21 protein-coding genes are annotated in these 22,195 nt (G+C 64.3%); 13 read left to right on the forward strand and 8 right to left on the reverse strand.

The features are described 5' to 3' along the window. Window position 1: 1 nt before the first annotated feature. From aroK to ACYQ12_RS16050, 6 genes are read right to left on the reverse strand one after another with little or no spacing between them, the layout of a single operon-like run. On the reverse strand, window positions 2-544 hold the full coding sequence (gene aroK, locus ACYQ12_RS16025) for a shikimate kinase AroK (RefSeq protein WP_459873674.1): 543 nt from the start codon (window positions 542-544) through the stop codon (window positions 2-4). Then, entirely contained in the window at window positions 544-2,580 is a 2,037-nt protein-coding gene (locus tag ACYQ12_RS16030; protein WP_459873676.1) for a type IV pilus secretin PilQ, read from the reverse strand. Before ACYQ12_RS16030 ends, aroK begins: the two co-directional genes overlap by 1 nt. A 28-nt stretch (window positions 2,581-2,608) precedes the next feature. Continuing rightward, a complete protein-coding gene (locus ACYQ12_RS16035) occupies window positions 2,609-3,145 on the reverse strand; it encodes a pilus assembly protein PilP (RefSeq protein ID WP_459873679.1) in 537 nt (178 codons plus the stop codon). Continuing rightward, the gene (locus ACYQ12_RS16040) at window positions 3,142-3,765 is read right to left on the reverse strand and encodes a type IV pilus inner membrane component PilO (RefSeq protein WP_459873681.1); all 624 of its coding nucleotides are present in this window, start codon (window positions 3,763-3,765) and stop codon (window positions 3,142-3,144) included. The genes ACYQ12_RS16035 and ACYQ12_RS16040 overlap by 4 nt, the downstream gene beginning before the upstream one ends. Beyond that, window positions 3,762-4,328, reverse strand: coding sequence for a PilN domain-containing protein (locus tag ACYQ12_RS16045; RefSeq protein ID WP_459873683.1), 567 nt, complete (start codon window positions 4,326-4,328; stop codon window positions 3,762-3,764). The genes ACYQ12_RS16040 and ACYQ12_RS16045 overlap by 4 nt, the downstream gene beginning before the upstream one ends. Beyond that, window positions 4,325-5,383, reverse strand: coding sequence for a pilus assembly protein PilM (locus ACYQ12_RS16050; protein WP_459874537.1), 1,059 nt, complete (start codon window positions 5,381-5,383; stop codon window positions 4,325-4,327). The genes ACYQ12_RS16045 and ACYQ12_RS16050 overlap by 4 nt, the downstream gene beginning before the upstream one ends. A gap of 231 nt (window positions 5,384-5,614) precedes the next feature. Between ACYQ12_RS16050 and ACYQ12_RS16055 the strand changes: the two genes are divergently transcribed. Together ACYQ12_RS16055 and ACYQ12_RS16060 are read left to right on the forward strand one after the other, a co-directional pair. After that, on the forward strand, window positions 5,615-8,137 hold the full coding sequence (locus ACYQ12_RS16055; protein WP_459873685.1) for a penicillin-binding protein 1A: 2,523 nt from the start codon (window positions 5,615-5,617) through the stop codon (window positions 8,135-8,137). A gap of 94 nt (window positions 8,138-8,231) precedes the next feature. Further along, entirely contained in the window at window positions 8,232-8,981 is a 750-nt protein-coding gene (locus ACYQ12_RS16060; protein WP_459873687.1) for a DUF481 domain-containing protein, read from the forward strand. Window positions 8,982-9,134: 153 nt separating this feature from the next. Here ACYQ12_RS16060 and ACYQ12_RS16065 read toward each other — a convergent pair whose 3' ends face one another. Together ACYQ12_RS16065 and rpmE are read right to left on the reverse strand one after the other, a co-directional pair. Beyond that, entirely contained in the window at window positions 9,135-10,406 is a 1,272-nt protein-coding gene (locus ACYQ12_RS16065; RefSeq protein ID WP_459873689.1) for a malic enzyme-like NAD(P)-binding protein, read from the reverse strand. A 253-nt stretch (window positions 10,407-10,659) separates the two neighbouring features. After that, entirely contained in the window at window positions 10,660-10,875 is a 216-nt protein-coding gene (gene rpmE / locus ACYQ12_RS16070) for a 50S ribosomal protein L31 (protein WP_459873691.1), read from the reverse strand. Between the two features lie 94 nt (window positions 10,876-10,969). Here rpmE and ACYQ12_RS16075 point away from each other — a divergent pair, with 94 nt between their 5' ends. From ACYQ12_RS16075 to tatA, 11 genes are all read left to right on the forward strand, one after another. Further along, on the forward strand, window positions 10,970-13,267 hold the full coding sequence (locus tag ACYQ12_RS16075; RefSeq protein WP_459874538.1) for a primosomal protein N': 2,298 nt from the start codon (window positions 10,970-10,972) through the stop codon (window positions 13,265-13,267). Between the two features lie 192 nt (window positions 13,268-13,459). Then, on the forward strand, window positions 13,460-15,145 hold the full coding sequence (gene argS, locus ACYQ12_RS16080; protein WP_459873693.1) for an arginine--tRNA ligase: 1,686 nt from the start codon (window positions 13,460-13,462) through the stop codon (window positions 15,143-15,145). A gap of 3 nt (window positions 15,146-15,148) precedes the next feature. Then, a complete protein-coding gene (locus ACYQ12_RS16085) occupies window positions 15,149-15,823 on the forward strand; it encodes an SPOR domain-containing protein (protein WP_459873695.1) in 675 nt (224 codons plus the stop codon). Window positions 15,824-16,031: 208 nt separating this feature from the next. Then, window positions 16,032-16,553, forward strand: coding sequence for an ATP-dependent protease subunit HslV (hslV, locus tag ACYQ12_RS16090; RefSeq protein WP_459873697.1), 522 nt, complete (start codon window positions 16,032-16,034; stop codon window positions 16,551-16,553). Window positions 16,554-16,557: 4 nt separating this feature from the next. Then, a complete protein-coding gene (hslU, locus tag ACYQ12_RS16095) occupies window positions 16,558-17,880 on the forward strand; it encodes an ATP-dependent protease ATPase subunit HslU (RefSeq protein ID WP_459873699.1) in 1,323 nt (440 codons plus the stop codon). A 59-nt stretch (window positions 17,881-17,939) separates the two neighbouring features. Beyond that, entirely contained in the window at window positions 17,940-18,323 is a 384-nt protein-coding gene (locus tag ACYQ12_RS16100; RefSeq protein WP_459873701.1) for a gamma-butyrobetaine hydroxylase family protein, read from the forward strand. 134 nt (window positions 18,324-18,457) lie between these two features. Beyond that, a complete protein-coding gene (ubiE, locus tag ACYQ12_RS16105) occupies window positions 18,458-19,204 on the forward strand; it encodes a bifunctional demethylmenaquinone methyltransferase/2-methoxy-6-polyprenyl-1,4-benzoquinol methylase UbiE (protein ID WP_459873703.1) in 747 nt (248 codons plus the stop codon). 7 nt (window positions 19,205-19,211) lie between these two features. After that, window positions 19,212-19,880, forward strand: coding sequence for a ubiquinone biosynthesis accessory factor UbiJ (locus ACYQ12_RS16110; RefSeq protein ID WP_459873705.1), 669 nt, complete (start codon window positions 19,212-19,214; stop codon window positions 19,878-19,880). Further along, on the forward strand, window positions 19,877-21,499 hold the full coding sequence (gene ubiB / locus ACYQ12_RS16115) for a ubiquinone biosynthesis regulatory protein kinase UbiB (protein WP_459873707.1): 1,623 nt from the start codon (window positions 19,877-19,879) through the stop codon (window positions 21,497-21,499). Before ACYQ12_RS16110 ends, ubiB begins: the two co-directional genes overlap by 4 nt. Before the next feature lie 57 nt (window positions 21,500-21,556). After that, window positions 21,557-21,895, forward strand: coding sequence for a phosphoribosyl-ATP diphosphatase (locus ACYQ12_RS16120; protein ID WP_459873710.1), 339 nt, complete (start codon window positions 21,557-21,559; stop codon window positions 21,893-21,895). 42 nt (window positions 21,896-21,937) lie between these two features. After that, complete coding sequence (gene tatA, locus ACYQ12_RS16125; RefSeq protein ID WP_459873712.1) at window positions 21,938-22,192, forward strand: Sec-independent protein translocase subunit TatA; 255 nt, start codon at window positions 21,938-21,940, stop codon at window positions 22,190-22,192. The last annotated feature ends 3 nt before the right edge of the window (window positions 22,193-22,195 follow it).

The following is a 22,195-nucleotide window of genomic DNA, read 5'->3' on the forward strand; positions in this document are numbered from 1 at the left end:
CTCAAGCCTTGATGTGCAGGGGATCGGTGAGACGCTTGACCCGACGGATGATCTCGCCGACCACCGCGCGCGGACTGCGCCGGTCAGTACGCACGATGAGATCCGCCGTGGCCCGATAGAGCGGATCGCGCTTGGCGAACATCTCGCGCAGGATCTTTTCGCGATCGACGTTTCGTAGCAGGGGGCGGTTCTGGTCGCGGGCGGTACGCTTGAGCTGCTGTTCGATGGTGGTGGCAAGATAGATCACCGTGCCGCGCTCGCGCATGACCTGGCGATTCTCCTCGCGCAGTATCGCCCCACCGCCACTGGACAGCACGATGCCCTCGCGCTGGCTGAGCTCCTGCAGTATGGCGCTCTCGCGACAACGAAAGCCCTCTTCGCCCTCAACGTCGAATATCCATGGGATGTTGGCCCCGCAGCGTGCCTCGATCTCATGGTCGCTGTCGAGGAATTCACGCTGCAACTCGGCCGCCAGAAGGCGGCCGATGGTGCTTTTTCCGGCCCCCATGGGACCGATGAGAAAGAGGTTGGGAAGACCCTGCATCAGCGAATCGCCAGTTTGTCCTCAATGATCTTGGGAGTGATGAATACCAGCAATTCTACCTTCTCATTGGCCTCCTCGGTATAGCGAAAAAGGTTACCCATCAGCGGCAGGTCGCCAAAAAAGGGTGTCTTGTACAGAGTGTGCAGCTGTTCGGAGGTCAGAATACCGCCCAATACCACGGTCTCGCCATTGTTGACCAGCACCTGGGTCTGTATCTCGTTGGTATCGATGGCCGGCTCCCCACCGTAGCTGTCGTCGGAGACGGCGTCGTTGTTGATCACCAGATCCATGATGATGCGATTGTCCGGCGTGATCTGCGGCGTGACCTCGAGCGACAGTACCGCTTCCTTGAAGGAGATGCTGGTGGCTCCGTCCCCCGCAGACTCCTCGTAGGGAATCTCCTTGCCCTGCTTGATCAGCGCCGCCTGCTGGTTGGCCGTGATGATCTTGGGCTGGGAGATGGTCTGGCTCTTGCCTTCGCTTTCTAGGGCGCGCAATTCGAGATCGATCAGCACGTCGCCGGAAAGATAGCCGAAACTGAAAGCGTTCGAAGGGCTGACCGCATCGCCAAGATCCACCGACAGCCCGCCGTTGCTCACCGAACCGCTGGCCGCGCCCGAAAGATCCAGCCGGCCGCCGCCATCCGCCGCCGAGGCGCCCCAGCTCACGCCCAGCTCCCGAGCCGCACTGTCGCGGGCGATGACGATGCGCGCCTCGATCTGCACCTGCCGCACCGGCACGTCCAGATAGTCGATGGTGCGGCGGATGGCCTCGATCTGCTCCCGGGTATCCTGAATCAGCAGCGTATTGGTGCGTGCGTCCACCGTCACTCTGCCGCGCTCCGACATCAGGCCCACGCCTTCCATGCCGCGCAGCAGGGTGGCCAGCGCCTCGGCCTTGGCATAGCGCACCTGGAGAAATTCGGTGGTCAGAGGCGACAGTTGGCGACTCTGCGCCTGGGCCTCCAGCGCTTGACGCTCCATGGCGGCCAACTCATCGGCCGGGGCCACGACCAGCACGTCGCCGGTACGCCGACTGGCCAGGCCACGGCTCTTGAGGATCAGATCGAGCGCCTGATCCCAGGGCACCTCCTGCAGGTTCAGCGTCACGCTACCCTCCACGCTGTCACTGGCCACCAGATTCAGCCCGGTGAAATCGGCGATGATCGCCAGCACCGAGCGCACGTCGATGTCCTGGAAATTGAGCGTGATGCGCTCCCCGGTGTAGGGAAAGCGCTTTTCCAGACGCTCGGCCTGTTCGCGATCGCTCAGCGGCTTGACCTCGATGATCAGCTCGCGTCCGGACTGGGTCGTCATCTGCAGATAGTTGCCGGTGTTCTCGAGTTCCAGCGTGGTGCCATCACGCCCGGCCCGCGGCACGATGCGCTGGACCGGCGTGCCGAAATCGCTGACATCGAGCACCTGATCGAGCTTGGCGGGCAGTTGTACGCCCTCCAGCTCCACGAGCACCGACTTTCCCTGCTCGCGTACGCGCGATTCGAGACCGCTGCGATCGAGCGTCACCACGACCCGGCCCTCGCCATCGGGGCCGCGGCGGAAATCCAGATCCTCGATACTGGGCCGCCCCTGGCGTGCGGATGTCGTCGCCCCCGTATCGCTCCGGGACGTCACCGGGGTGACCTGCCCCTCCTCGCTGCCCAGTGTGAGAATGACCCGGTTCCCCTCCTGATGCGTGGAGTACGCCAGCGCCTCGTCCAAGCTGAAGACCAGACGCGTGCGCCCCCCCGCTTCGAGCACCACGGCCTGCTGGACCCCGGCAACGCCGGGAGTGAACTGCTGACGCTCGAGCTGGCTGCGCGTGCCCATGAGATCCAGCGCCAAACGCGGCGGCGAGTCGATCCGGTAGCCCTTGACCTCCGGCACACCGCCCTCGAAGGTCATCGCCACGCGTAGCTGCCCCCCGGAAAGCTGCGTGAAATCCAGCGCCGTCAGCGCCGGTGCCGCCAGCGCCTGGCCGGATATCAGCCAGGCCAGCGTCAACAAGCCGCCCAGGACGTTGCGAAGGTGTCGCCTCATATTGCCTCTCTTGTCGCGGCCCATGGTGTCAGCCCGCACGCTCATCTTGTTCATTCAAGGCCAGCGTCCGCTGGCGCTCGGTCCAACCGTTCTGACCATCCTGTACCACTTCGACGATGTCGATGGCCGTACCGTGTATCTCGCGAATGCGCCCGAAGTCGGTCCCCAGGTAGGCCCCTTCGAAAAGGCGATGCACCTGCCCATCCGGCGCTCGCACCAATGCCGAGGGGCGCCCGCCCACCGTCAGGATGCCGACCAGACTCAACGATTCCAGGGCATAACGCTCCAGCGGTTCGCGCGGACGCGTCAGGTCGGGCGCCAGCTCGTCCTGTACCGGAGCCTGCGCTACCCGGGGCTGTATCTTCTCAGGCTCGAAGGGGCTGCGCGTGCCGGCCTGGTCATAGACCGCGGCCTGGTAGGTCGGGGTTTCCGGCAGCGCCTCGATGTGCCCCTGCGGTTTGTCACGCAGATCGCTCAGTTGCCGCTCGAGCTCGCCGAGTCCGGCATCCTGACAGCCGACAAGCCCCAACATCAGCCCCAGCATGGCAAGGCGACACGCTTTCATGACGCATCTCCCGCCGGGGTATCTTCGCGATAGCTATAAGTCTTGGCCAACATGGAGAGTCGCAGCTTGCCATCACTCACCGGCGTCAGCGTGAAATCATGCAGAGTCACGATGCGTGGCAGCCCGGCGACCGAGGACACGAAGGCGGCAATACGGTGGTAGTCGCCCTGCACTTGAATGTCGAAAGGCTGCTCGACATAGAACTCCTGCGTCACCGGCGCCTTCAGACGGATGAAATCAATGGTCAGATGCTGTTCGAGTGCAGCGCCGCTGATGTCGTCGAGCAGCGCCGGCACCTCGGCCCCCGTGGGCAGCATTTCCAGCAACGATCCCATGCGCGCCTCGAGCTCCGCCATCTGGGTGTGCATCTGGGGCAGGTTAGCGGCCTGGAACGCCTTTATCTCGAACTGGGAAATCAACTGCTGCTGCTCGTTTCGCAACCGCTCCAGCGTCTCGTGCTTGGGTGTCGCCAAATACCACTGCGCCCCCCAGAACATCAGCAGGAACGTGAGCAGGGCACAGATCGTCTGCAGCGACACCGGCCAGGTTCCCGCTTCCTTGAGGTCGAGTTCGCGCCACTCCAGTTCACGCAGCGCTCGCCATTCGGCTTGCAGATTCATGGCGACTCCTTCGGATCGCTGACGTCGGGAATTTGCGCCACGCTCATGTTGAAGCGCTTGAAGGCATCACGGCCTTCGCCGGACTGAACGTCGGACAACACCGGCACGCCAAACACGGCAGTGGAAGCCAGCGCACGCATCTGATCGGATACCTGCCGATTGGAACGGGCCAGCCCGCTCAGGCTCAACAGATCGCCCTGCCGCGTCAGGCGTTCGTAATACACGCCATCGACCAGGCTGGCGGCCAGTTGGTCGAGTACACGCACCGTCTGCGGCCGGCTGAACTGCAGCTCGCGAATCAGGCCCATCTGCGCCAGCATGCGCTCGCGCAGGCGCTGATAATCCCGCACCGCCTGGATATCGTTGTCGAGTTGCTGCGTATGCTGCTTGATCAGCGCCAGACGCTGACGCTCGGCATCGATGCTGGCCTGATACCATTGACTGATGCCCCAGCCGCCCAGGATGCCGAGCAGCGCCAGCGCAATCAGCGCATGCTGGAAACGCCTTGAACGGCGCTCGCGCTGCGCCTCGCGCCACGGCAGCAGATTGATGTCGACATTCATCTCCGCTTCCTCATGGCCAGTCCACAGGCGGTGAGCATGGCAGGCGCATCGCCGGCCAGCGCCTGAACGTTGATACGCGGATGGATACGCATGCGGGCGAAGGGGTTGGCGATGACCACCGGCAGCCTGCTCTCCTCGGCGAGACGCTCCTGCAGTCCCGGGATCGCGCTCGAGCCTCCGGCAAGCACCAGGTGATCGATCTCGTACTGCTTGCCGGAAGTGTGATAGAGCTGCAGCGAACGGCCGACCTGCTGCATGATGGTATCGATGAACGGCGCCAGTACCCGGCTTTCGTAGTCTTCCGGCAGACCACCGCGCTTCTTGGCCAGACCCGCCTCCTCCAGGCTCAGATCATAATGGCGGCGGATCTCGTCGGTGAGCTGGCGGCCGCCAAAGGCAGTATCGCGGCTATAGATGGTGCGTCCGTCGTGAATCACGTGGAAGGCGTTCATGTAGGCCCCGACGTCCACCAGCGCGACGCACTTCTCCTCGCCGCCCGTCAGCCGCTGCTGCTGCAGTTCGAGAAAGGCCCGCTCGAGAGCAAACGTCTCGACGTCGACGGCCTCCGGCTCCAAGCCGGCCTGCCCCAGCGCATCGATGAGCTGCTCGACGTCCTGCAGGCGACAGGCCACCAGCAGCACGTCCTGCTGGTCGGCGTGGCGAGCGTTGGGGCCCAGACGCTGGAAGTCGAAGGCCACCTCGTTGAGAGGAAAGGGAATATGCTTTTCCGACTCCATCTGGATGCGGGTCTCGATCTCCTCGTCGTTGAGCGAGGCGGGCAGGGTCAGCTTCTTGACGATGGCAGCGCCGGCGGGTATCGCCACGACGGCACGACGGGAGTGGGGCCGAGCGTGGTCGACCGCTCGCCGGATCGTCTGGACCACTTCATCCATGTTGCGGATGCGCCGCTCGATGACGGCCCCTTCGCTCAAGGGGCGCACGGCGTAACTGTCGATCTGGAAGCCACTGCCGACAGGCTTCAGCTCGAGCAGTTTGACTGTCGCCGAGGTGATATCGACACCCACCAGTCCCTTACCGGACCTTTTAAACCCCAACAATGTCTCACCTCTGTCTCATTGCAACGAACCGACCGAACCGAATCCGAGCTGGATCACCTGTCATGTCCTGGCGAGATTACATTAAGTATCACAAAATAACACTTCACAATTACGCCTCCGGCATCAACGCTGGCCCACGCTCATCCGCATTCATATAATGCGCTGGGCTAGGGATTGCGCCATCCATCGCGGCCAGACCGCCACCTGCTATCGGGATCTTATTTTTTCATGAAGCTTTTCAGTCGCTTGCTCTCTTCAGCGCTATGGTTGCTGCTGTCCTTGTGTGCAGGCAGCGTGCTCGCCATCGTGGGTGCCGCCCTGTATTTTGCCCCTGGCCTTCCCGACGTCCGCCAATTGCAGGGCTTCGAATTGCAGACTCCCCTGCGTATCACCACCCGTGATGGCAAGCTGATCGGGGAGTACGGGGAAGAACGACGCATGCCGGTGAAGTTCGAGGAGATTCCCGAAACGCTCGTCGATGCCCTGATGGCTGCCGAGGACGACAGCTTCATGGAGCATCCCGGCATCGATCCCAAGGGCCTGGCCCGTGCCGCGCTGGAACTCGCCTCGAGCGGCAACATCCAGTCGGGCGGCAGCACCATCACCATGCAGGTGGCGCGCAACTATCTGCTCACGCTGGACCGCACCTTCACTCGCAAGATCCGCGAGATCCTGCTGTCGTTGCAGATGGAGCAGATCCTCACCAAGCAGGAAATCTTCGAGCTCTACGTCAACAAGATCTTCCTGGGCAATCGCTCCTACGGCATCGCGGCGGCGGCCGAAACCTACTACGACAAGCCGCTTGCCGAACTGACCCTGGCCCAGCAGGCGATGCTGGCCGGCCTGCCCAAGGCACCCTCACGCTTCAACCCGCTGGTCAATCCGGAGCGTTCGCTGATTCGCCGCAACTGGATTCTCTTCCGCATGCGTGAACTGGGCTACATCGATCAGGCGGCCTACGAGGAGGCCGTAAAGGCACCGATCACTGCACGCCGACATGTCGCCCGGGTCGAGGTCGAGGCCCCCTACGTGGCGGAGATGGCCCGCCACTATGCCTACGAACGCTTTGGCGATGCGGCCTATACCGGCAATTATCAGATCACCACGACCGTGGACAGCCGTCTCCAGCCCCAGGCGCGTCAGGCCCTGATCCAGGGACTGATCGAGTACGACACGCGTCATGGCTGGCGCGGCGCCGAGGAGCAGGCCATTCCGGCGAGTCTGGTCGAAGCCCAGGAGCGCACCGAACGCCAGGGCCTCGAGGAGGAGCTGTCGGAGTCTCCGGAAGTCATGGAAACGGCACGCAAGGCCGCGCAGAGCAGCCAGGCCAGCATCGAAGGCATCAGCGGCGATGTCAGCAACTGGCTCAAGGTACTGGAGCGCACTGCCGACTACGGCCCGCTGCAGCCGGCAATCGTCGTCGATACCGACGGGCGCGAGATGCGCGTGCTGACTCAGGAGGGCGAAGTCGTGACGCTCGACTGGAGCGGGCTGAAGTGGGCCCGCCGCTACCGTAGCGCTTCCTGGCGCGAGGCGGAGCCGGCCAATGCCGCCGCAATCGCCAGTCGCGGCGACATGGTGCGCATCCTGCAGACCGCAGACGGTCAGTGGCGCCTCTCCCAGTTGCCCGATGCCCAGGGCGCCATCGTGGTGCTCGACCCCGATACCGGTGCGATTCGCGCCCTGCAGGGCGGTTTCAGCTTCGAGGCCAGCAAATTCAACCGCGCCATTCAGGCCCAGCGCCAGGCCGGCTCGATCTTCAAGCCCTTCATCTACCTGGCCGCCCTTCAGCAAGGCGGCATGACTGCAGCGACAGTGATCAACGACGCGCCTATCGTCATGCCCGACATGGGCAGCGCCTGGCGGCCGGAGAATTCCGAAGGCGAGTTCAACGGCCCGACCCGGCTGCGGGTCGGCCTCTACCAGTCGCGCAACCTGGTCACCATTCGCGTCCTGCAGTCGCTGGGGCTCGACAATACGCTGGCCTTCCTGGAGAACTTCGGCTTCACTCAGGAGCGTCTGCCGCATGGCCTGTCGCTGGCGCTGGGCAGCGCCTCGCTGACACCGCTGGAAATGGCTCATGCCTATGCCGTGCTTGCCAACGGCGGATTCCGCGTAGAGCCCTGGTACATCGAGAAGGTCACCCAGGGCAGCGACAATACCGTCATCGAAGAGGCCGACCCGATGGTCGCCTGTCGCGAGTGTGCCGAGACCGCAACGCAGGTCGAGGTCGACGGCAAGGCGCGACGCATCGCGCCGCGCGTCGTGGACCCCGACGCACTCTACATCCTGCGCGACATGATGCGCGACGTCATCGAACGCGGTACGGGACGCGCCGCCATGGCGCTCGACCGTGGCGATATCGTGGGCAAGACCGGAACGACCAATGACCAGCGCGATGCCTGGTTCTCCGGTTTCAATACCGATCTGGTGGCGACGGTGTGGGTGGGCAAGGACGACAATTCCTCCACCAGCGAATACGGCTCCCAGGCGGCGTTGCCGATCTGGATGGCCTTCATGAAACAGGCACTCGACGGGCAGCCGGAGCGTATCCCGGAAATGCCGGAGGGGATTGTCGAAGTCCGTATCGACCCCGATACCGGCCGCCGCCTGCATGACGACCAGCCAGGCGGCATAACGGAAATCTTCCGTGAAGCCAACCTGCCGGATTACCAGCCGCGGACCATTCGTCCGGAGCTGGAAGATCGTAGCGGCTCCCAGGGTACCGGGACCTACGAAGCTATCTTCTGATACGACTGCGAGGCGGCACTGCCGCCTCGATTCGCTTATACCTGGCTGTCGTCGTATCTTCGAAATGCCAAAGACGCATGCAAGAGCCTCTACTATGCCCCGATCCCCCTGTCGGACATGGATCTTCTTGACGCTTGCCAGCCTGCCGTTGCCGGCGGGTGCCGATGTCTTCTACGCACCGCCGGCACCTGCCGAGGATGCGCCTGTCTTCAGCGGCGAGGCCGAACTCGGCTTCACCGAGCTGTCCGGCAACAGCGACAGCCGAACCCTGATCGCCCGGGGTCGCCTGACCTGGCTGACCGGGCGCCTGACCCACACGCTGCGTGGCGAGGTCCTGCGCATCGAAACCAATGACGAGACCAGTACCGAGCAGTACCTGGTCGGTGGCCGTGAGCGTTATGAGCTTCAGGGGCCGCACTATCTGTTCGGTTTCGCCCGCTGGGAGAAGGATCGCTTCAGCGGTTACGAATACCTGTTCACGACGATTGCCGGCTATGGAAGACAGGTCCTGGATGGTCCGACCCATGTGCTGTCGCTGGAGACCGGCCCGGGCTATCGACATGAGGAAGGCCACGATGGGACGAGTCAGGACCTGGGGATCGGCTATGGCGCGCTGGACTATCGCTGGAACGTCTCCCAGGGCGCCTATTTCGAGCAGGAGATGTCGGTGGAGGGCTCCAGCAGCAACGTGACGGCACGTGCCCTGTCGACCATCTCCGCGAAACTCAACTCGAGCCTGGCGTTGAAGTTCTCCCATGAGCTGCGGCACAACACCAACCCGCCGGAAGATGACAAGGCCCATACGGACCGGATCACCGCCATGTCGATCCTCTACAGCTGGTAGCCGGCCGAGGCCGGATCATCTCGTCGGCCTTCGCCTCACTCGAGCGCCCTCACCCTCTTGAAACAAGCAAGCCGGCCACCAGGGCCGGCTCCTTTATGCGGTCACGTTGTCTGGTCACGGCCTGATCACGCGACCCGAGGGCGGTGCACCGCGTTACTGCCCGTAGATATCCTTGACGCTCTTCAGCGGATAATGCGCAGGATAGGGCTTGCGCGACACGCCGGTATCCACAGCCGCCTGGGCGACTGCCGACGAGATGCGGTCCAGCAGGCGCGAGTCCATCGGCGTGGGAATGATGTAACCGCGCCCGAACTCGAGGCTGTCGATTTCGTAGGCGTCGAGGACTTCCTGGCTGACCGGCTCGCGGGCCAGGTCCTTCAAGGCATGCACCGCCGCCACTTTCATCTCTTCGTTGATACGGGTGGCACGCACATCGAGCGCCCCGCGGAAGATGAAGGGGAACCCCAGCACATTGTTGACCTGGTTGGGATAGTCGGAGCGGCCGGTGGCCATGATCACGTCATCGCGCGCGGCATTGGCATCGTCGGGATGGATCTCGGGATCCGGATTGGAGCAGGCGAAGACGATCGGGTTCGCTGCCATCTTCTTGAGCTGCTCTGGCTTGAGCAGATTGGGCCCGGACAGGCCGACGAAGACGTCGGCCCCATCGATGACGTCATCCAGGGTACGCATCGACGTCTCGGAGGCGAACATCGCCTTGTACTGGTTGAGGTCGTCACGCCCGCTGTGGATCACTCCCCGGCGGTCGATCATGAAGATGTTCTCTGCCTTGGCACCACACGCGACCAGCAGTTTCATGCAGGCGATGGCCGCGGCCCCGCCGCCCAGGCACACGATGCGCGCGTCCTCGAGCCGCTTGCCGGCAATGTCCAGCGCGTTGAGCATGCCCGCCGCGGTGACGATTGCCGTGCCGTGCTGATCGTCATGAAAGACGGGAATATTGCACTGATCGATCAGGGCGCGCTCGATTTCGAAGCACTCCGGCGCCTTGATGTCCTCGAGATTGATACCGCCCCAGGTATCGGCGATCCGCGCCACGGTATCGATGAAGGCCTGCGGACTCTCCGCATTGACTTCGACGTCTACCGAGTTGATGCCCGCAAAGCGCTTGAACAGGACGCCCTTGCCCTCCATGACCGGCTTGCTGGCCAGCGGACCGAGATTGCCCAGCCCGAGAATGGCGCTGCCGTCGGAGATTACCGCGACCAGATTACCCTTGCCGGTATACAGATAGGCATTCTCCGGGTCCTTGGCGATCTCGCGGCACGGCTCGGCAACTCCCGGACTGTAGGCCAGCGCCAGATGCTTGGCCGTCTCGGTAGGTTTGGTGAGCTCAACGGACAACTTGCCGGGAATCGGCTGGGAGTGATAGTCCAGCGCCGCCTGTTTTTTTGCGTCAGTCATGCTCGTAAATTCCGCTCAAGTCATGGAGATGTTCCGCCAGAATATAGAAAAACCTTCTGCCCCACAACTTTCTGCAACTTACTGACACTTATCGCTTTTTAAGCGCCCGTTTGAATCCTTTTCCAGCTATTTGGCGTAACTTATGCCTGCGACTTCAGCCATAAAACAAACCTTATCCTTACGACTTTTTCGCGGTTTTCAGGCATAAAAAAAACCCGCCTGTAGGCGGGTTTTTTCGTAACCGACTGCAGCATCAGTTGCGCTTGAGGGCAGCACCGAAACGCTTGTTGAAACGCTCGACGCGGCCACCGGTGGTCGCCTGCTTCTGCTTGCCCGTGTAGAACGGGTGGCACTGGGAGCACACGTCCACGCTGAAATCGTTACCGGCCGTGGTGCCGACACCGAACGTGGCACCGCAGGAGCAGGTCGCGGTGACTTGCTTGTAATCCGGGTGAATACCTTGTTTCATCTTGGAGCCTCATGAAGCGGTGTGCCGCCACCTGATCACCGCCAGGCACCGCACACGGGTTGAAAAACCGGTTATGTTCCACGCATCCCGACGCATGGAGGCCGGGCATTCTAGCAGAGCCAACGTCGGAGGCCAATTGCCAGCCACATTCCCCGCTCGCCCCTCTCCGCAAGTTCTCGTCGTTGCCGTACCCACGCCCCTGCGCCGCCTCTTCGACTATCGCGCGGGCAGCCGCAGCCCGGATTGCGGCTGGCAAGCCGGGCTGCGTGTGCGGGTGCCCTTCGGCCGTCGCGAGGTGGTCGGCATCGTCGTGGCCTGTCGCGACGATAGCGAGGTTCCCGCCGCGCAGCTCAAGCCGATCTCGGCCTGTCTCGACGAAACGCCGCTGCCCGCGGACTGGCTATGGCTGTGCCGCTTCACCGCGCGTTACTACCAGCACGCACTGGGCGATACACTGCATCAAGCGCTGCCGGCGCCACTGCGCCAGGGCCGCCCGCTGGAAGCGCGTACCCGCGAACGCTGGCAGACGACCGCCGAGGGCCAGCGAACGCCACCCGAACAGATCGGCCGGGCCAGGCGTCAGGCCGAGCTACTGGCCCTGCTGCACCAGCACCCCCGGGGCCTGGTCACCTCCGCGGTCACCGCCCAGGGCTTTACCCGCGCCCAATTGCTCGGTCTGCGTGACAAGGGACTCGTCGCCCACAGCGAGGAACCCCTGACCGCCACACCCGCGGCACGGGGTCCGGTACTCGCCGAACCGGCGCTAACGCTCAACCGCGAGCAGGCCACGGCATTGGCCGAGCTCCATGAGGGTCTCGATCGCTACCATCCCTGTCTGCTGCATGGGGTAACCGGCAGCGGCAAGACCGAGGTCTACCTGCAACTGATCGAGGCCGTGCTGACCCACGGACGCCAGGCGCTGGTGCTGGTGCCCGAGATCGGCCTCACGCCCCAGACCCTGGCACGCTTTCGCAAGCGCTTCCGGGCTCCGGTAGTGGCACTTCACTCGGGGCTCACCGACCTGGAGCGCCTCGATGCCTGGGAAGCGGCCCGCTCCGGACGCGCAGCCATCGTCATCGGTACACGCTCGGCCATATTCACGCCCATGGCCCGCCCCGGCGTGATCATCGTCGACGAGGAGCACGACGGCTCGTTCAAGCAGCAGGACAGCCTGCGCTACCATGCCCGCGATCTGGCCCTGGTCAGGGCGCACCGCGAGAAGATCCCCATCGTGCTGGGCAGTGCCACGCCGTCGCTGGAGAGTCTGGCCCAGGCCAGGGCGGGAAAATACCGTCACCTGCAGTTGACCCGCCGTGCCAGCCGTCACGCCCCGGCCAGGCTCGAACTGGTCGATCTGCGCGGTCGCCCGCGCCAGGGCGGACTGATCGCCCCGACGATCGACGCCATCCGTCAAGCGCTCGCCGCCCGCGGCCAGGTACTGGTGTTCATCAACCGTCGCGGCTTCGCCCCGACCTTGGCCTGCCACAGCTGCGGCTGGCTTGCAGAGTGCCCGCATTGCGACGCGCGTATGACGCTGCACCGTCAGCCGCCGCAACTGGCCTGCCACCACTGCGACACACTGCAGAGCCTGCCCGATGCCTGTCCTGCCTGTGCCGGTGCCGATCTGCGTCCCCTGGGAGCCGGCACCGAGCGTAGCGAGGAAACGCTGGCCGCGCTGTTTCCCGAGGTGCCGGTGCATCGCATCGACCGGGACAGCACCCGGCGCAAGGATGCCCTGAGCCAGATTCTCGCCGACGTGCAGCGGGGCGAGCCCTGCCTGCTGGTGGGAACGCAGATGCTGGCCAAGGGCCACCACTTGCCCCACGTCACGCTGGTCGTGGTGGTCAATGCCGACGCCGGCCTCTACGCCAGCGACTTCCGCGCCCTGGAACAGAGCGCCCAGCTGCTGATTCAGGTGGCCGGGCGCGCCGGGCGCGCCGAACATCCCGGCCGGGTGCTGGTGCAGACGCTGCACCCCGACGATCCCAACCTCCGCCTGCTGGCCGACAGCGGCTACGACGCGCTGGCCACCCAACTGCTAGAGGAGCGCCGTCTGGCCGGCCTGCCCCCCTATCGGCATCTGGCCCTGCTGCGCATGGAAGCGGCTCGCGAAGAGGTCGTCACCATGCTGGCGCAGCGCGCCGGCGAGGCGCTGCGGGAGTGGCTGACGGTGCAGTTCGCGCAGCGCCCCTCGGAGGTCCACTGTCTGGGCCCCGTGCCGGCGCCGATGGAGCGCCGCCAGAACCGCTATCACGTCCAGCTGATGCTCTCCGGCAGCCGCCGCGGGGCGCTTCACGAGGCCTGCGCCTGGCTGATCGGTTGGCTGGAGGAGACGGCCGAAGCGAGACGGATCCGCTGGTCGCTGGATGTCGATCCACAGACGCTGAGCTGACAGCGCCTGCCGGGCGGCCGTGCCGGGGGACGATTTCATCCCGCTTTGCCAGCCGGCTCATGGCTACGGGTTTAAAGCGTGGCCGCAATTGCCGATAATGGCCCCCCATGCGAGGGTCAGCGACGGGAGGCAACCGCGCCCCGGCCACCCCGCGACCCGCTGTCGCCCTATTTGGAATGCGAACATCACGACATGAAAGACACCATCATCGAACTGCTTGACGCTGCCATCGCCACGTTGAAGCAGCAGGGGGTGCTGCCCCAGGACGTCACGCCACCGATCAAGGTCGACCCGACCAAGGACAAGGCCCACGGCGACTACGCCACCAATTTGGCCCTGGTACTGGCCAAACCGGCGGGCCGCAAGCCCCGCGAGCTGGCCACGGTTCTGGTGGAAGCTCTGCCGGAGAGCGACGCAGTACGGCGCACCGAGATCGCCGGCCCCGGCTTCATCAACTTCTTCGCCGCCACCGATGCCGTGGCTCAGGTCATTCCCGCCATTCTCGACAATGGCGACACCTACGGGCGCAGCCTGATCGGCGTAGGCACTCGGGTGCAGGTGGAGTTCGTCTCCGCCAACCCCACCGGCCCGCTGCACGTAGGGCACGGCCGCGGCGCCGCCATCGGCGACTGCTTGTGCCGGCTGCTCGAGGCCACCGGATACGATGTCACCCGCGAGTTCTACTACAACGATGCCGGCGCGCAGATCGACAACCTGACCCTGTCGGTGCAGGCCCGCGCCAAGCGGCTGGGTCCCGATGACGAAAGCTGGCCGGCCGATGGCTATCGCGGTGACTACATCACCGACGTCGCCAACGCCTACCTGGCCGGCGAGACGGTGATCGCCGACGACCGTGAGGTGACCGGCGCCGCCGATACCGATAATCTCGAGGCAATTCGCGCCTTCGCCGTAGCCTACCTGCGTCGCGAGCAGGACCTCGACCTCAAGGCCTTCGGCGTCGAGTTCGACGTCTATTTTCTGGAATCCTCGCTGTATGCCGAAGGCAAGGTCGAGGCCACCGTCGAACGTCTGGTGGCCAATGGCTACACCTACGAGGACGACGGCGCGCTGTGGCTGCGCACCACCGAGTTCGGCGACGACAAGGACCGGGTGATGCGCAAGAAGGACGGCGGCTACACCTACTTCGTGCCCGATGTCGCCTACCATCTCGACAAGTGGCAGCGCGGCTTCAAGGAAGTGATCAACGAACAGGGTGCCGATCACCATTCGACCATCACCCGTGTACGCGCCGGCCTGCAGGCGCTCGAGGTCGAGATCCCCCAGGGCTGGCCCGACTACGTGCTGCATCAGATGGTTACCGTCATGCGCAGCGGCGAGGAGGTGAAGATCTCCAAGCGCGCCGGCAGCTACGTCACCCTGCGCGATCTGATCGACGAGGTCGGGCGTGACGCTACCCGCTATTTCCTGGCCGCGCGGCGTGCGGATTCGCAGCTCACCTTCGATATCGATCTGGCCCGCTCGCAGTCCAACGACAATCCCGTGTACTACATCCAGTACGCCCATGCCCGGATCTGCAGCGTGCTGCGCAAGGCCGAGGCGGAGAACCAGGGCTTCGATCTCGGCGTGGCCGTCGCGCATCTTGCCCGGCTCGATGCCGATCAGGAAAAGGCGCTGATGAACCGTCTGGCGCGTTACCCCGAGGTGGTCGAGCATGCCGCCAAATCCCGCGAACCGCAGCAGATCGCCCAGTACCTGACCGATCTCGCCGCCGACTTCCATACCTGCTACAACGCCGTCAAGGTCATGGTCGAGGACGATGCCCTGCGCAACGCACGCCTGGCATTGGGTCTGGCGACCCGTCAGGTGATCAAGAACGGTCTGTCCCTGCTCGGGGTCAGCGCTCCCGAGGAGATGTGACGTATGGCTCGTCGGCCCGCTCAACGAGGACAAGGCAACCGCCGTAGCGCGCCCAAGGGCGCCACCACGCGTCGCCAACCATCCGGTGGCGGCGGGCGCGGCGGTCTGCCGGGATGGCTGTGGGGCGTGCTCGGCCTGGTGGCCGGTTTCGCGTTGTCCCAGTACCTGCAACAGTCCGCGCCGGCCCCCATCGCCACGGTGCTTCCCAAGCCGGCCAGCCAGGTGTCGGCACCGCGCAATGGCGAAACCTCCGCCCGCCAGGAAAACGAGGCGCCCGAAGCGCCACGCATGCCGACCTTCGAGTTCTACACGCTGCTGCCGGAATCCGAGGTCGTCGCGCCTCAGGTGGAGGCTTACCACGCCACGCCCCGCCCGGCGGAGAAGACGACCAGCGCCCCGGCCGATCACAAGGCCGCGGCTGACACGCCAGCGCCCGCGGCGGGACGGTACATGCTCCAGGCAGCCTCCTTCAAGGAAACCGCCGATGCCGAACGGCTGGCCGGGCGTCTGCGCGATTTCGGCCTGCTGGCCAAGATTACCGCCGTCCGCACCTCCGATGATCAACTCTGGCATCGCGTCCAGGTCGGTCCCTACGAGGATACCCGGGAGATCTCCCGCGCCCAGGATCTGATGACCACCCAAGGCATCGAGCCGCTGCTGATCAAGCTGCAGAACTAGCGCGGCTCCCGCACGCCTTGATTTCGGCGCTCCGCGCCCGCATCTCCCTTTTCATTCGCGATACCGGCCGGCGATGGCCGGCATCGCCGGGTGAACCCACCCGGATGCAGCCATGCTGCGATACGGGCACCGCCGCACGAAGGCGCCCCGTCAGTCACCAGATCAAAGTCACCGGGTGCCCCGTCACCCCCAACGGAGTTTCTCTTACATGACCACAATCGTGTCCGTGCGCCGCGGCGATCAGGTCGCCCTGGCCGGTGATGGTCAGGTGTCGCTTGGCAACACGGTAATGAAGGGCAACGCCAGCAAGGTACGGCGTTTCTACCGTGGCCAGGTATTGGCCGGGTTCGCCGGCGGCACCGCCGACGCCTTCACGCTGTTCGAACGCTTCGAAGCCCAGCTCGAGAAGCATCAGGGCCATCTCACCAAGGCCGCCGTGGAGCTGGCCAAGGAGTGGCGTACCGATCGCGCCCTGCGACGCCTCGAAGCGATGCTCGCCATCGCCGACAAGAAGGCCTCGCTGATCATCACCGGTACCGGCGATGTCCTCGAGCCCGAGCACGGCATCATCACCATCGGCTCCGGTGGGCATTTCGCCAATGCCGCCGCCCGCGCCCTGCTCGAGAACACCGACCTGTCGGCTCGCGAGATCACCGAGAAGAGCCTGAACATCGCCGCCGATATCTGCGTGTTCACCAACCACAACATCGTTCTCGAAGCGTTGGATTGATCCCATGTCCCAGATGACTCCCCGCGAAATCGTCCATGCGCTGGACCAGTACATCGTCGGTCAGGCCGACGCCAAACGAGCCGTGTCCATTGCGCTGCGCAATCGCTGGCGGCGCATGCAGCTCGACGACGCCCTGCGCCCCGAAATCACCCCCAAGAACATCCTGATGATCGGCCCTACGGGGGTTGGCAAGACCGAGATCGCCCGACGTCTGGCCAAGCTGGCCGGCGCGCCGTTCATCAAGGTCGAGGCGACCAAGTTCACCGAGGTCGGCTATGTCGGCCGTGACGTCGAATCGATCATTCGCGACCTGGTCGAGATGGCCATGAAGCTGGTGCGCGAGCAGGCCAAGGCGGAAGTCCGCGGCAAGGCCGAGGACGCCGCCGAGGAGCGTATCCTCGATGCGCTGCTGCCGCCGGCCCGTAGCAGCGAATACGACACCACCCGCAACGACTCCTCGACCCGTCAGCTGTTCCGCAAGAAGCTGCGTGAAGGCCAGCTCGACGACAAGGAGATCGATATCGAGATCACGCCCCAGGCGCAGGGCGTCGACATCATGACACCGCCGGGCATGGAGGAGATGACCAGCCAGCTGCAGAGCCTGTTCTCCAACATGGGCAAGCAGAAGACCGAGACCCGCCGGGTCGCGGTCAAGGATGCCTGGAAACTGCTGCAGGAAGAGGAAGCCGCCAAGCTGGTCAACGACGAGGATCTCAAGCGTCGCGCCGTCGAGGCGGTGGAGCAGAACGGCATCGTGTTCATTGACGAGATCGACAAGGTGGCCAAGCGCGGCGAATCCGGCGGTACCGATGTCTCCCGCGAGGGCGTGCAGCGAGACCTGCTGCCGCTGATCGAGGGCTCGACGGTCTCGACCAAGCACGGCATGGTCAAGACCGACCATATCCTGTTCATCGCCTCGGGGGCTTTCCACCTCTCCAAGCCTTCGGACATGATCCCCGAGCTGCAGGGGCGCCTGCCGATCCGCGTCGAGCTCTCCGCCCTGACGCCGGAGGACTTCAAGCGCATCCTCACCGAGCCCTCCGCGGCACTGACCAAGCAGTACCAGGCGCTGCTCGCCACCGAGGGTCTCGATATCCAGTTCACCGACGACGGCATCGCGCGCATCGCCGAGATCGCCTTCCAGGTCAACGAGGGCACCGAGAACATCGGCGCGCGCCGTCTACACACGGTGATGGAGCGTCTGCTCGAGGAAGCCTCCTTCCAGGGCGGCGACTTCGCCGGTCCGTTGACCATCGATGCCGAGTACGTCAATTCCCAGCTAGGGGAATTGGCCATGGACGAAGACCTGTCACGCTATATTCTGTAGGTTCGTCGTTCTCGCGATGTCCGGCGTCCCCGGACATCGCTCTAGTCAGGGAAAGCCTCATGACCGCTCCGATTCCTACCCACGTGCATTATCACAAGCACGCCCGCGAACTCGAACTGGGTTACGCCAGCGGCGAGACGTACCGTCTGCCGGCCGAGCTGCTGCGCGTCTACTCCCCTTCCGCCGAGGTGCAGGGTCATAGCCCCGCCACCGCCGTGCTCCAGGTCGGCAAGAAGGACGTGGGTCTGCAGAACATCACCCCCACTGGGCGCTATGCGCTGAAGCTGCATTTCGACGACGGCCACGACAGCGGGCTGTTCACCTGGGAGTATCTCTACCGGATGGCGACCCAGCAGGCAGAGTGGTGGGCAGACTACGAACGACGTCTGAAAGACGCCGGTGCCTCGCGCGAACCGCTGGGCATTCCGGTGCGTCAACTGTAGTCTCGTCACCTATCTACACCGACGCCTCCCCTGCGGTCGATCAAAGACAACGACCGGGGTGGGCGTTACAATGCCGCTCGACGCAGCAAACTCCCCCTGGCAGGCATGGCCTGCTCTCTCACCAAGGGAAGGTCATGGACAAGCGCACGACTCACTTCGGTTACCAGGAAGTTCCCATCGATGAGAAGGCCGCCCGGGTGGCGGACGTCTTCCATTCGGTGGCAGCCCGTTACGACGTGATGAACGACCTCATGTCGTTCGGCATTCACCGCTTGTGGAAGCGCCTCACGCTTGAGCGTGCCGGTGTACGTCCCGGTCATCATGTCCTCGACATCGCCGGAGGCACCGGGGACCTGACGTTGAAGTTCTCGCGCCTGGTAGGACCCCGGGGACGCGTGGTGCTGGCCGACATCAATGCTTCCATGCTGCGCGTGGGACGTGACAAGCTGCTCGACGAAGGAGTGGGCGACAATGTCGAGTACGTGCAGGCCAATGCCGAATCACTGCCGTTTCCCGACAATACCTTCGATTGCATCACCATCGCCTTCGGGCTGCGCAACGTCACCGACAAGGACGCCGCGCTGCGCTCCATGACCCGCGTTCTCAAGCCCGGCGGGCGGCTGCTGGTACTGGAATTCTCCAAGCCGCGCAATCCCCTGCTGTCGCGCGCCTATGACGATTACTCCTTCAAGGTGCTGCCCAAGATGGGCGAATGGGTGGCCAACGATGCCGACAGCTATCGCTACCTGGCGGAATCGATCCGCATGCACCCCGATCAGGAAACGCTCAAGTCGATGATGGAAGCCGCCGGTCTGGAACGCGTCGAGTACACCAACATGACCGGCGGCATCGTCGCCCTGCACCGCGGCATCAAGCTGTGAGGTCACGATGTCCCTGATGTTTCCCCTGCTGCTGGCCAGCGCGGAGAAGGTGCTCAACGGCCTGCTCGCACGCGATCCCGCCGCGCCTTCGCGCCTGGCCCGCCTCGCCGGTCGGCGTCTGTCGCTGCGCCTCGAGCGTCCTCGTTTCAACCTGCTGGTGCACTTCGACGCCCACGGCCTGCATCTCCTGCGCCAGCCCGACCCGCAGGAGAGCGACAGCGACGTGGTGGTCGAACTCGATGCCGAGTCGCTCGGGGCGCTGCTGGGCGGCGAGAGCGTCGAGCGCCTGATGTTCTCGGGGCGCCTGTCGGTCCGCGGCCGCATTCCGGTACTCGAGGAAGCGCGTACGCTGCTCATGGATCTCGACCTGGACTGGGAGGGCGCCATCTCGCAGTGGCTGGGCGACGTTCCCGCCCACCAGCTGGCCGAGGGCCTGCGCCATTTCGGGCGCTGGGGTCTGCGTTCGCACCGCGAGCTGACCGCCGACCTGCGCGAGTATCTCTTCGAAGAGGCCCGCGTGCTGCCGGGACGCCAGCAACTGGCCGTGCTGCGCGATCACCTGACCGAACTCGAGGTCGCCACCGATCGTCTGGAAGCGCGCCTGACACGTCTGGTGCGTCTGGCGGAGCAGTCCCGCAAGCGGGCGACACCGCCCCGTGAGGAGACGCCTACGTGAACCTGCGGCTCATACGCATCGGCTGGGTCGTCCTGCGCTACCGGCTCGACACCCTGATTCCGGTCGAGCGCCTTCCCCCGCTGCTGCGTGTGCTGTTTCGCCTCTCGCCGTTGCGCCTGATTCCGACCGGTGCGCATAGCCGAGGACGGCGCCTGCGCCTGGCGCTCGAGTCGCTGGGCCCGATCTTCGTCAAATTCGGCCAGATGCTTTCCACGCGCCGGGATCTGCTGCCTCCCGATATCGCCGACGAGCTCAAGCGCCTCCAGGATCAGGTTCCGCCCTTTCCCGGCAAGGTCGCTCGCGAGCTGGTGGAGGAGGAACTCGGCATGAGCATCGAGCTGGCCTTCGCCGAATTCAGCACCGAACCGCTGGCCTCGGCATCCATCGCTCAAGTGCATGTCGCCCGCCTCCATAGCGGTGAGGATGTGGTGGTCAAGATCATCCGTCCGGGCATCGAGCGGGTGATGCGCAAGGACATCGAGTTGATGTATGTCTTCGCCCGGCTGCTGCGGCGCGTTCCCGAGGCGCGCCGCCTGCGCCCCGTCGAGGTGGTTGCCGATTACGAGTCGACCCTGTTCGATGAGCTCGATCTGCACAAGGAGGCTGCCAGCACCTCCCAGCTCAAGCGCAATTTCCGCGGCTCGCCGCTGCTCTACGTGCCCGCCATTCATTGGGAGCTGACCCGCAAGCGCGTCATGGTGCAGGAGCGCATCCACGGTGTCCCGGTCGCCGACGTCGAGGCCCTGCGCGCGCAGGGAACGGACCTCAGGAAGCTCGCCGAGCGCGGCGTGGAGATCTTCTTCACCCAGGTGTTCCGCGACAACTTCTTTCACGCCGACATGCATCCGGGCAATATCTTCGTCTCCCGCGAGCATCCTCAGGATCCGCGCTACATCGCCATCGACTGCGGTATCGTCGGCAGTCTCACCCGCGAGGATCAGGACTATCTCGCCCGCAACCTGCTGGCCTTCTTCCACCAGGATTATTACCAGGTGGCGGTGCTGCACATCGAGTCCGGCTGGGTCGGTGAAGGCACCCGCGCCAACGAGTTTGCCGCCGCCATCCGTGCCGTCTGCGAGCCGATTCTCGAGAAGCCGCTCAAGGATATTTCTTTCGGCCAGGTGCTTCTTGGCTTGTTTCAGACCGCCCGGCGCTTCAACATGGAGGTTCAGCCCCAACTGGTGTTGCTGCAGAAGACACTGCTCAATATCGAGGGGCTGGGCCGCCAGCTGTATCCGGATCTGGATCTCTGGAGCACGGCCAAGCCCTATCTGGAGCGCTGGATGAAGGAGCGTGCCGGACCGGTCGGCTTCTGGCAATCTCTGAAGCAGCAGGCACCCGAGCTGTCGCACCAGCTTCCCGAGCTGCCGGTACTGGCCCATCAGGCGCTGTCCCATCTGGATGTCGAGCGCAAGCAGCGCCATCTCCAGGCCCAGGCCCTGACCGCCATGCAGGAGCGTCTCGATCGCGCCGGCGCCGGTACACGGCGGCTGCGCTTCGGCCTGCTGCTGCTGGGGCTCGCTCTGGCTTGGCAGCCACTGATGGGATGGGCCGAAGAACAGCCGCTGCCGGTACTTGTCGCGGCCGCCCTGGGCATCGTGCTGCTTGCCTGGCGCTAGGCAGGCGGGTCGCGTCCCGGTCCATGGTCTTAACGCAAGGTATTCGAACTGTCATCCATGAACGATATTCTACAGCAGCTGACCGCCGTCCTCTCGGAGCGACGCCATGGCGATCCCGAGAACTCTTACGTGGCCCAACTGCACCACAAGGGACTCAACAAGATTCTCGAGAAGGTCGGCGAGGAGGCTACCGAAACCATTCTGGCAGCCAAGGATTTCGATTCCCGCGATGCGACAAGTCGTCAGGCCCTAGTCGCCGAAACCGCCGACTTGTGGTTCCATAGTCTGGTGATGCTGTCGCATCTGGATATCGATCATCAGGAAGTGCTCGATGAACTGGCACGCCGTTTCGGCATGTCCGGGCTCGAGGAGAAGGCGGCACGACAACCACGTTAAGCGCCTGCGCCGCTCATGGCCCAGGCTTAAAGGAGAGACTCCATGTTAGGTGGCATCAGTATCTGGCAATTGCTGATCGTACTCGGCATCATCATCCTGATCTTCGGCACCAAGAAGCTGCGCAACGTGGGCAGTGACCTGGGCGGCGCCGTGAAGGGCTTCAAGTCGGCCATGGGCGAGGAGGAGAAAGACAAGGACAGCGCCCAGCAGCGCGTCCGGCATGAGGAATCCGGCGAGACCTATGACGTCAAGGCGGAGAATGCTCAGCGAACCGAAGACCACACCGAGCGGAAATAAGCG

The organism is Halomonas shantousis, from assembly GCF_054654615.1.

Bases quoted from the DNA above. Each gene is read 5' to 3' on its own strand.
- aroK (WP_459873674.1), bottom strand. From the start codon at position 544: ATGCAGGGTCTTCCCAACCTCTTTCTCATCGGTCCCATGGGGGCCGGA.
- ACYQ12_RS16030 (WP_459873676.1), bottom strand. From the start codon at position 2,580: ATGAGGCGACACCTTCGCAACGTCCTGGGCGGCTTGTTGACGCTGGCC.
- ACYQ12_RS16035 (WP_459873679.1), bottom strand. From the start codon at position 3,145: ATGAAAGCGTGTCGCCTTGCCATGCTGGGGCTGATGTTGGGGCTTGTC.
- ACYQ12_RS16040 (WP_459873681.1), bottom strand. From the start codon at position 3,765: ATGAATCTGCAAGCCGAATGGCGAGCGCTGCGTGAACTGGAGTGGCGC.
- ACYQ12_RS16045 (WP_459873683.1), bottom strand. From the start codon at position 4,328: ATGAATGTCGACATCAATCTGCTGCCGTGGCGCGAGGCGCAGCGCGAG.
- ACYQ12_RS16055 (WP_459873685.1), top strand. From the start codon at position 5,615: ATGAAGCTTTTCAGTCGCTTGCTCTCTTCAGCGCTATGGTTGCTGCTG.
- ACYQ12_RS16060 (WP_459873687.1), top strand. From the start codon at position 8,232: ATGCCCCGATCCCCCTGTCGGACATGGATCTTCTTGACGCTTGCCAGC.
- ACYQ12_RS16065 (WP_459873689.1), bottom strand. From the start codon at position 10,406: ATGACTGACGCAAAAAAACAGGCGGCGCTGGACTATCACTCCCAGCCG.
- rpmE (WP_459873691.1), bottom strand. From the start codon at position 10,875: ATGAAACAAGGTATTCACCCGGATTACAAGCAAGTCACCGCGACCTGC.
- ACYQ12_RS16075 (WP_459874538.1), top strand. From the start codon at position 10,970: ATGGAGGCCGGGCATTCTAGCAGAGCCAACGTCGGAGGCCAATTGCCA.
- argS (WP_459873693.1), top strand. From the start codon at position 13,460: ATGAAAGACACCATCATCGAACTGCTTGACGCTGCCATCGCCACGTTG.
- ACYQ12_RS16085 (WP_459873695.1), top strand. From the start codon at position 15,149: ATGGCTCGTCGGCCCGCTCAACGAGGACAAGGCAACCGCCGTAGCGCG.
- hslV (WP_459873697.1), top strand. From the start codon at position 16,032: ATGACCACAATCGTGTCCGTGCGCCGCGGCGATCAGGTCGCCCTGGCC.
- hslU (WP_459873699.1), top strand. From the start codon at position 16,558: ATGTCCCAGATGACTCCCCGCGAAATCGTCCATGCGCTGGACCAGTAC.
- ACYQ12_RS16100 (WP_459873701.1), top strand. From the start codon at position 17,940: ATGACCGCTCCGATTCCTACCCACGTGCATTATCACAAGCACGCCCGC.
- ubiE (WP_459873703.1), top strand. From the start codon at position 18,458: ATGGACAAGCGCACGACTCACTTCGGTTACCAGGAAGTTCCCATCGAT.
- ACYQ12_RS16110 (WP_459873705.1), top strand. From the start codon at position 19,212: ATGTCCCTGATGTTTCCCCTGCTGCTGGCCAGCGCGGAGAAGGTGCTC.
- ACYQ12_RS16120 (WP_459873710.1), top strand. From the start codon at position 21,557: ATGAACGATATTCTACAGCAGCTGACCGCCGTCCTCTCGGAGCGACGC.
- tatA (WP_459873712.1), top strand. From the start codon at position 21,938: ATGTTAGGTGGCATCAGTATCTGGCAATTGCTGATCGTACTCGGCATC.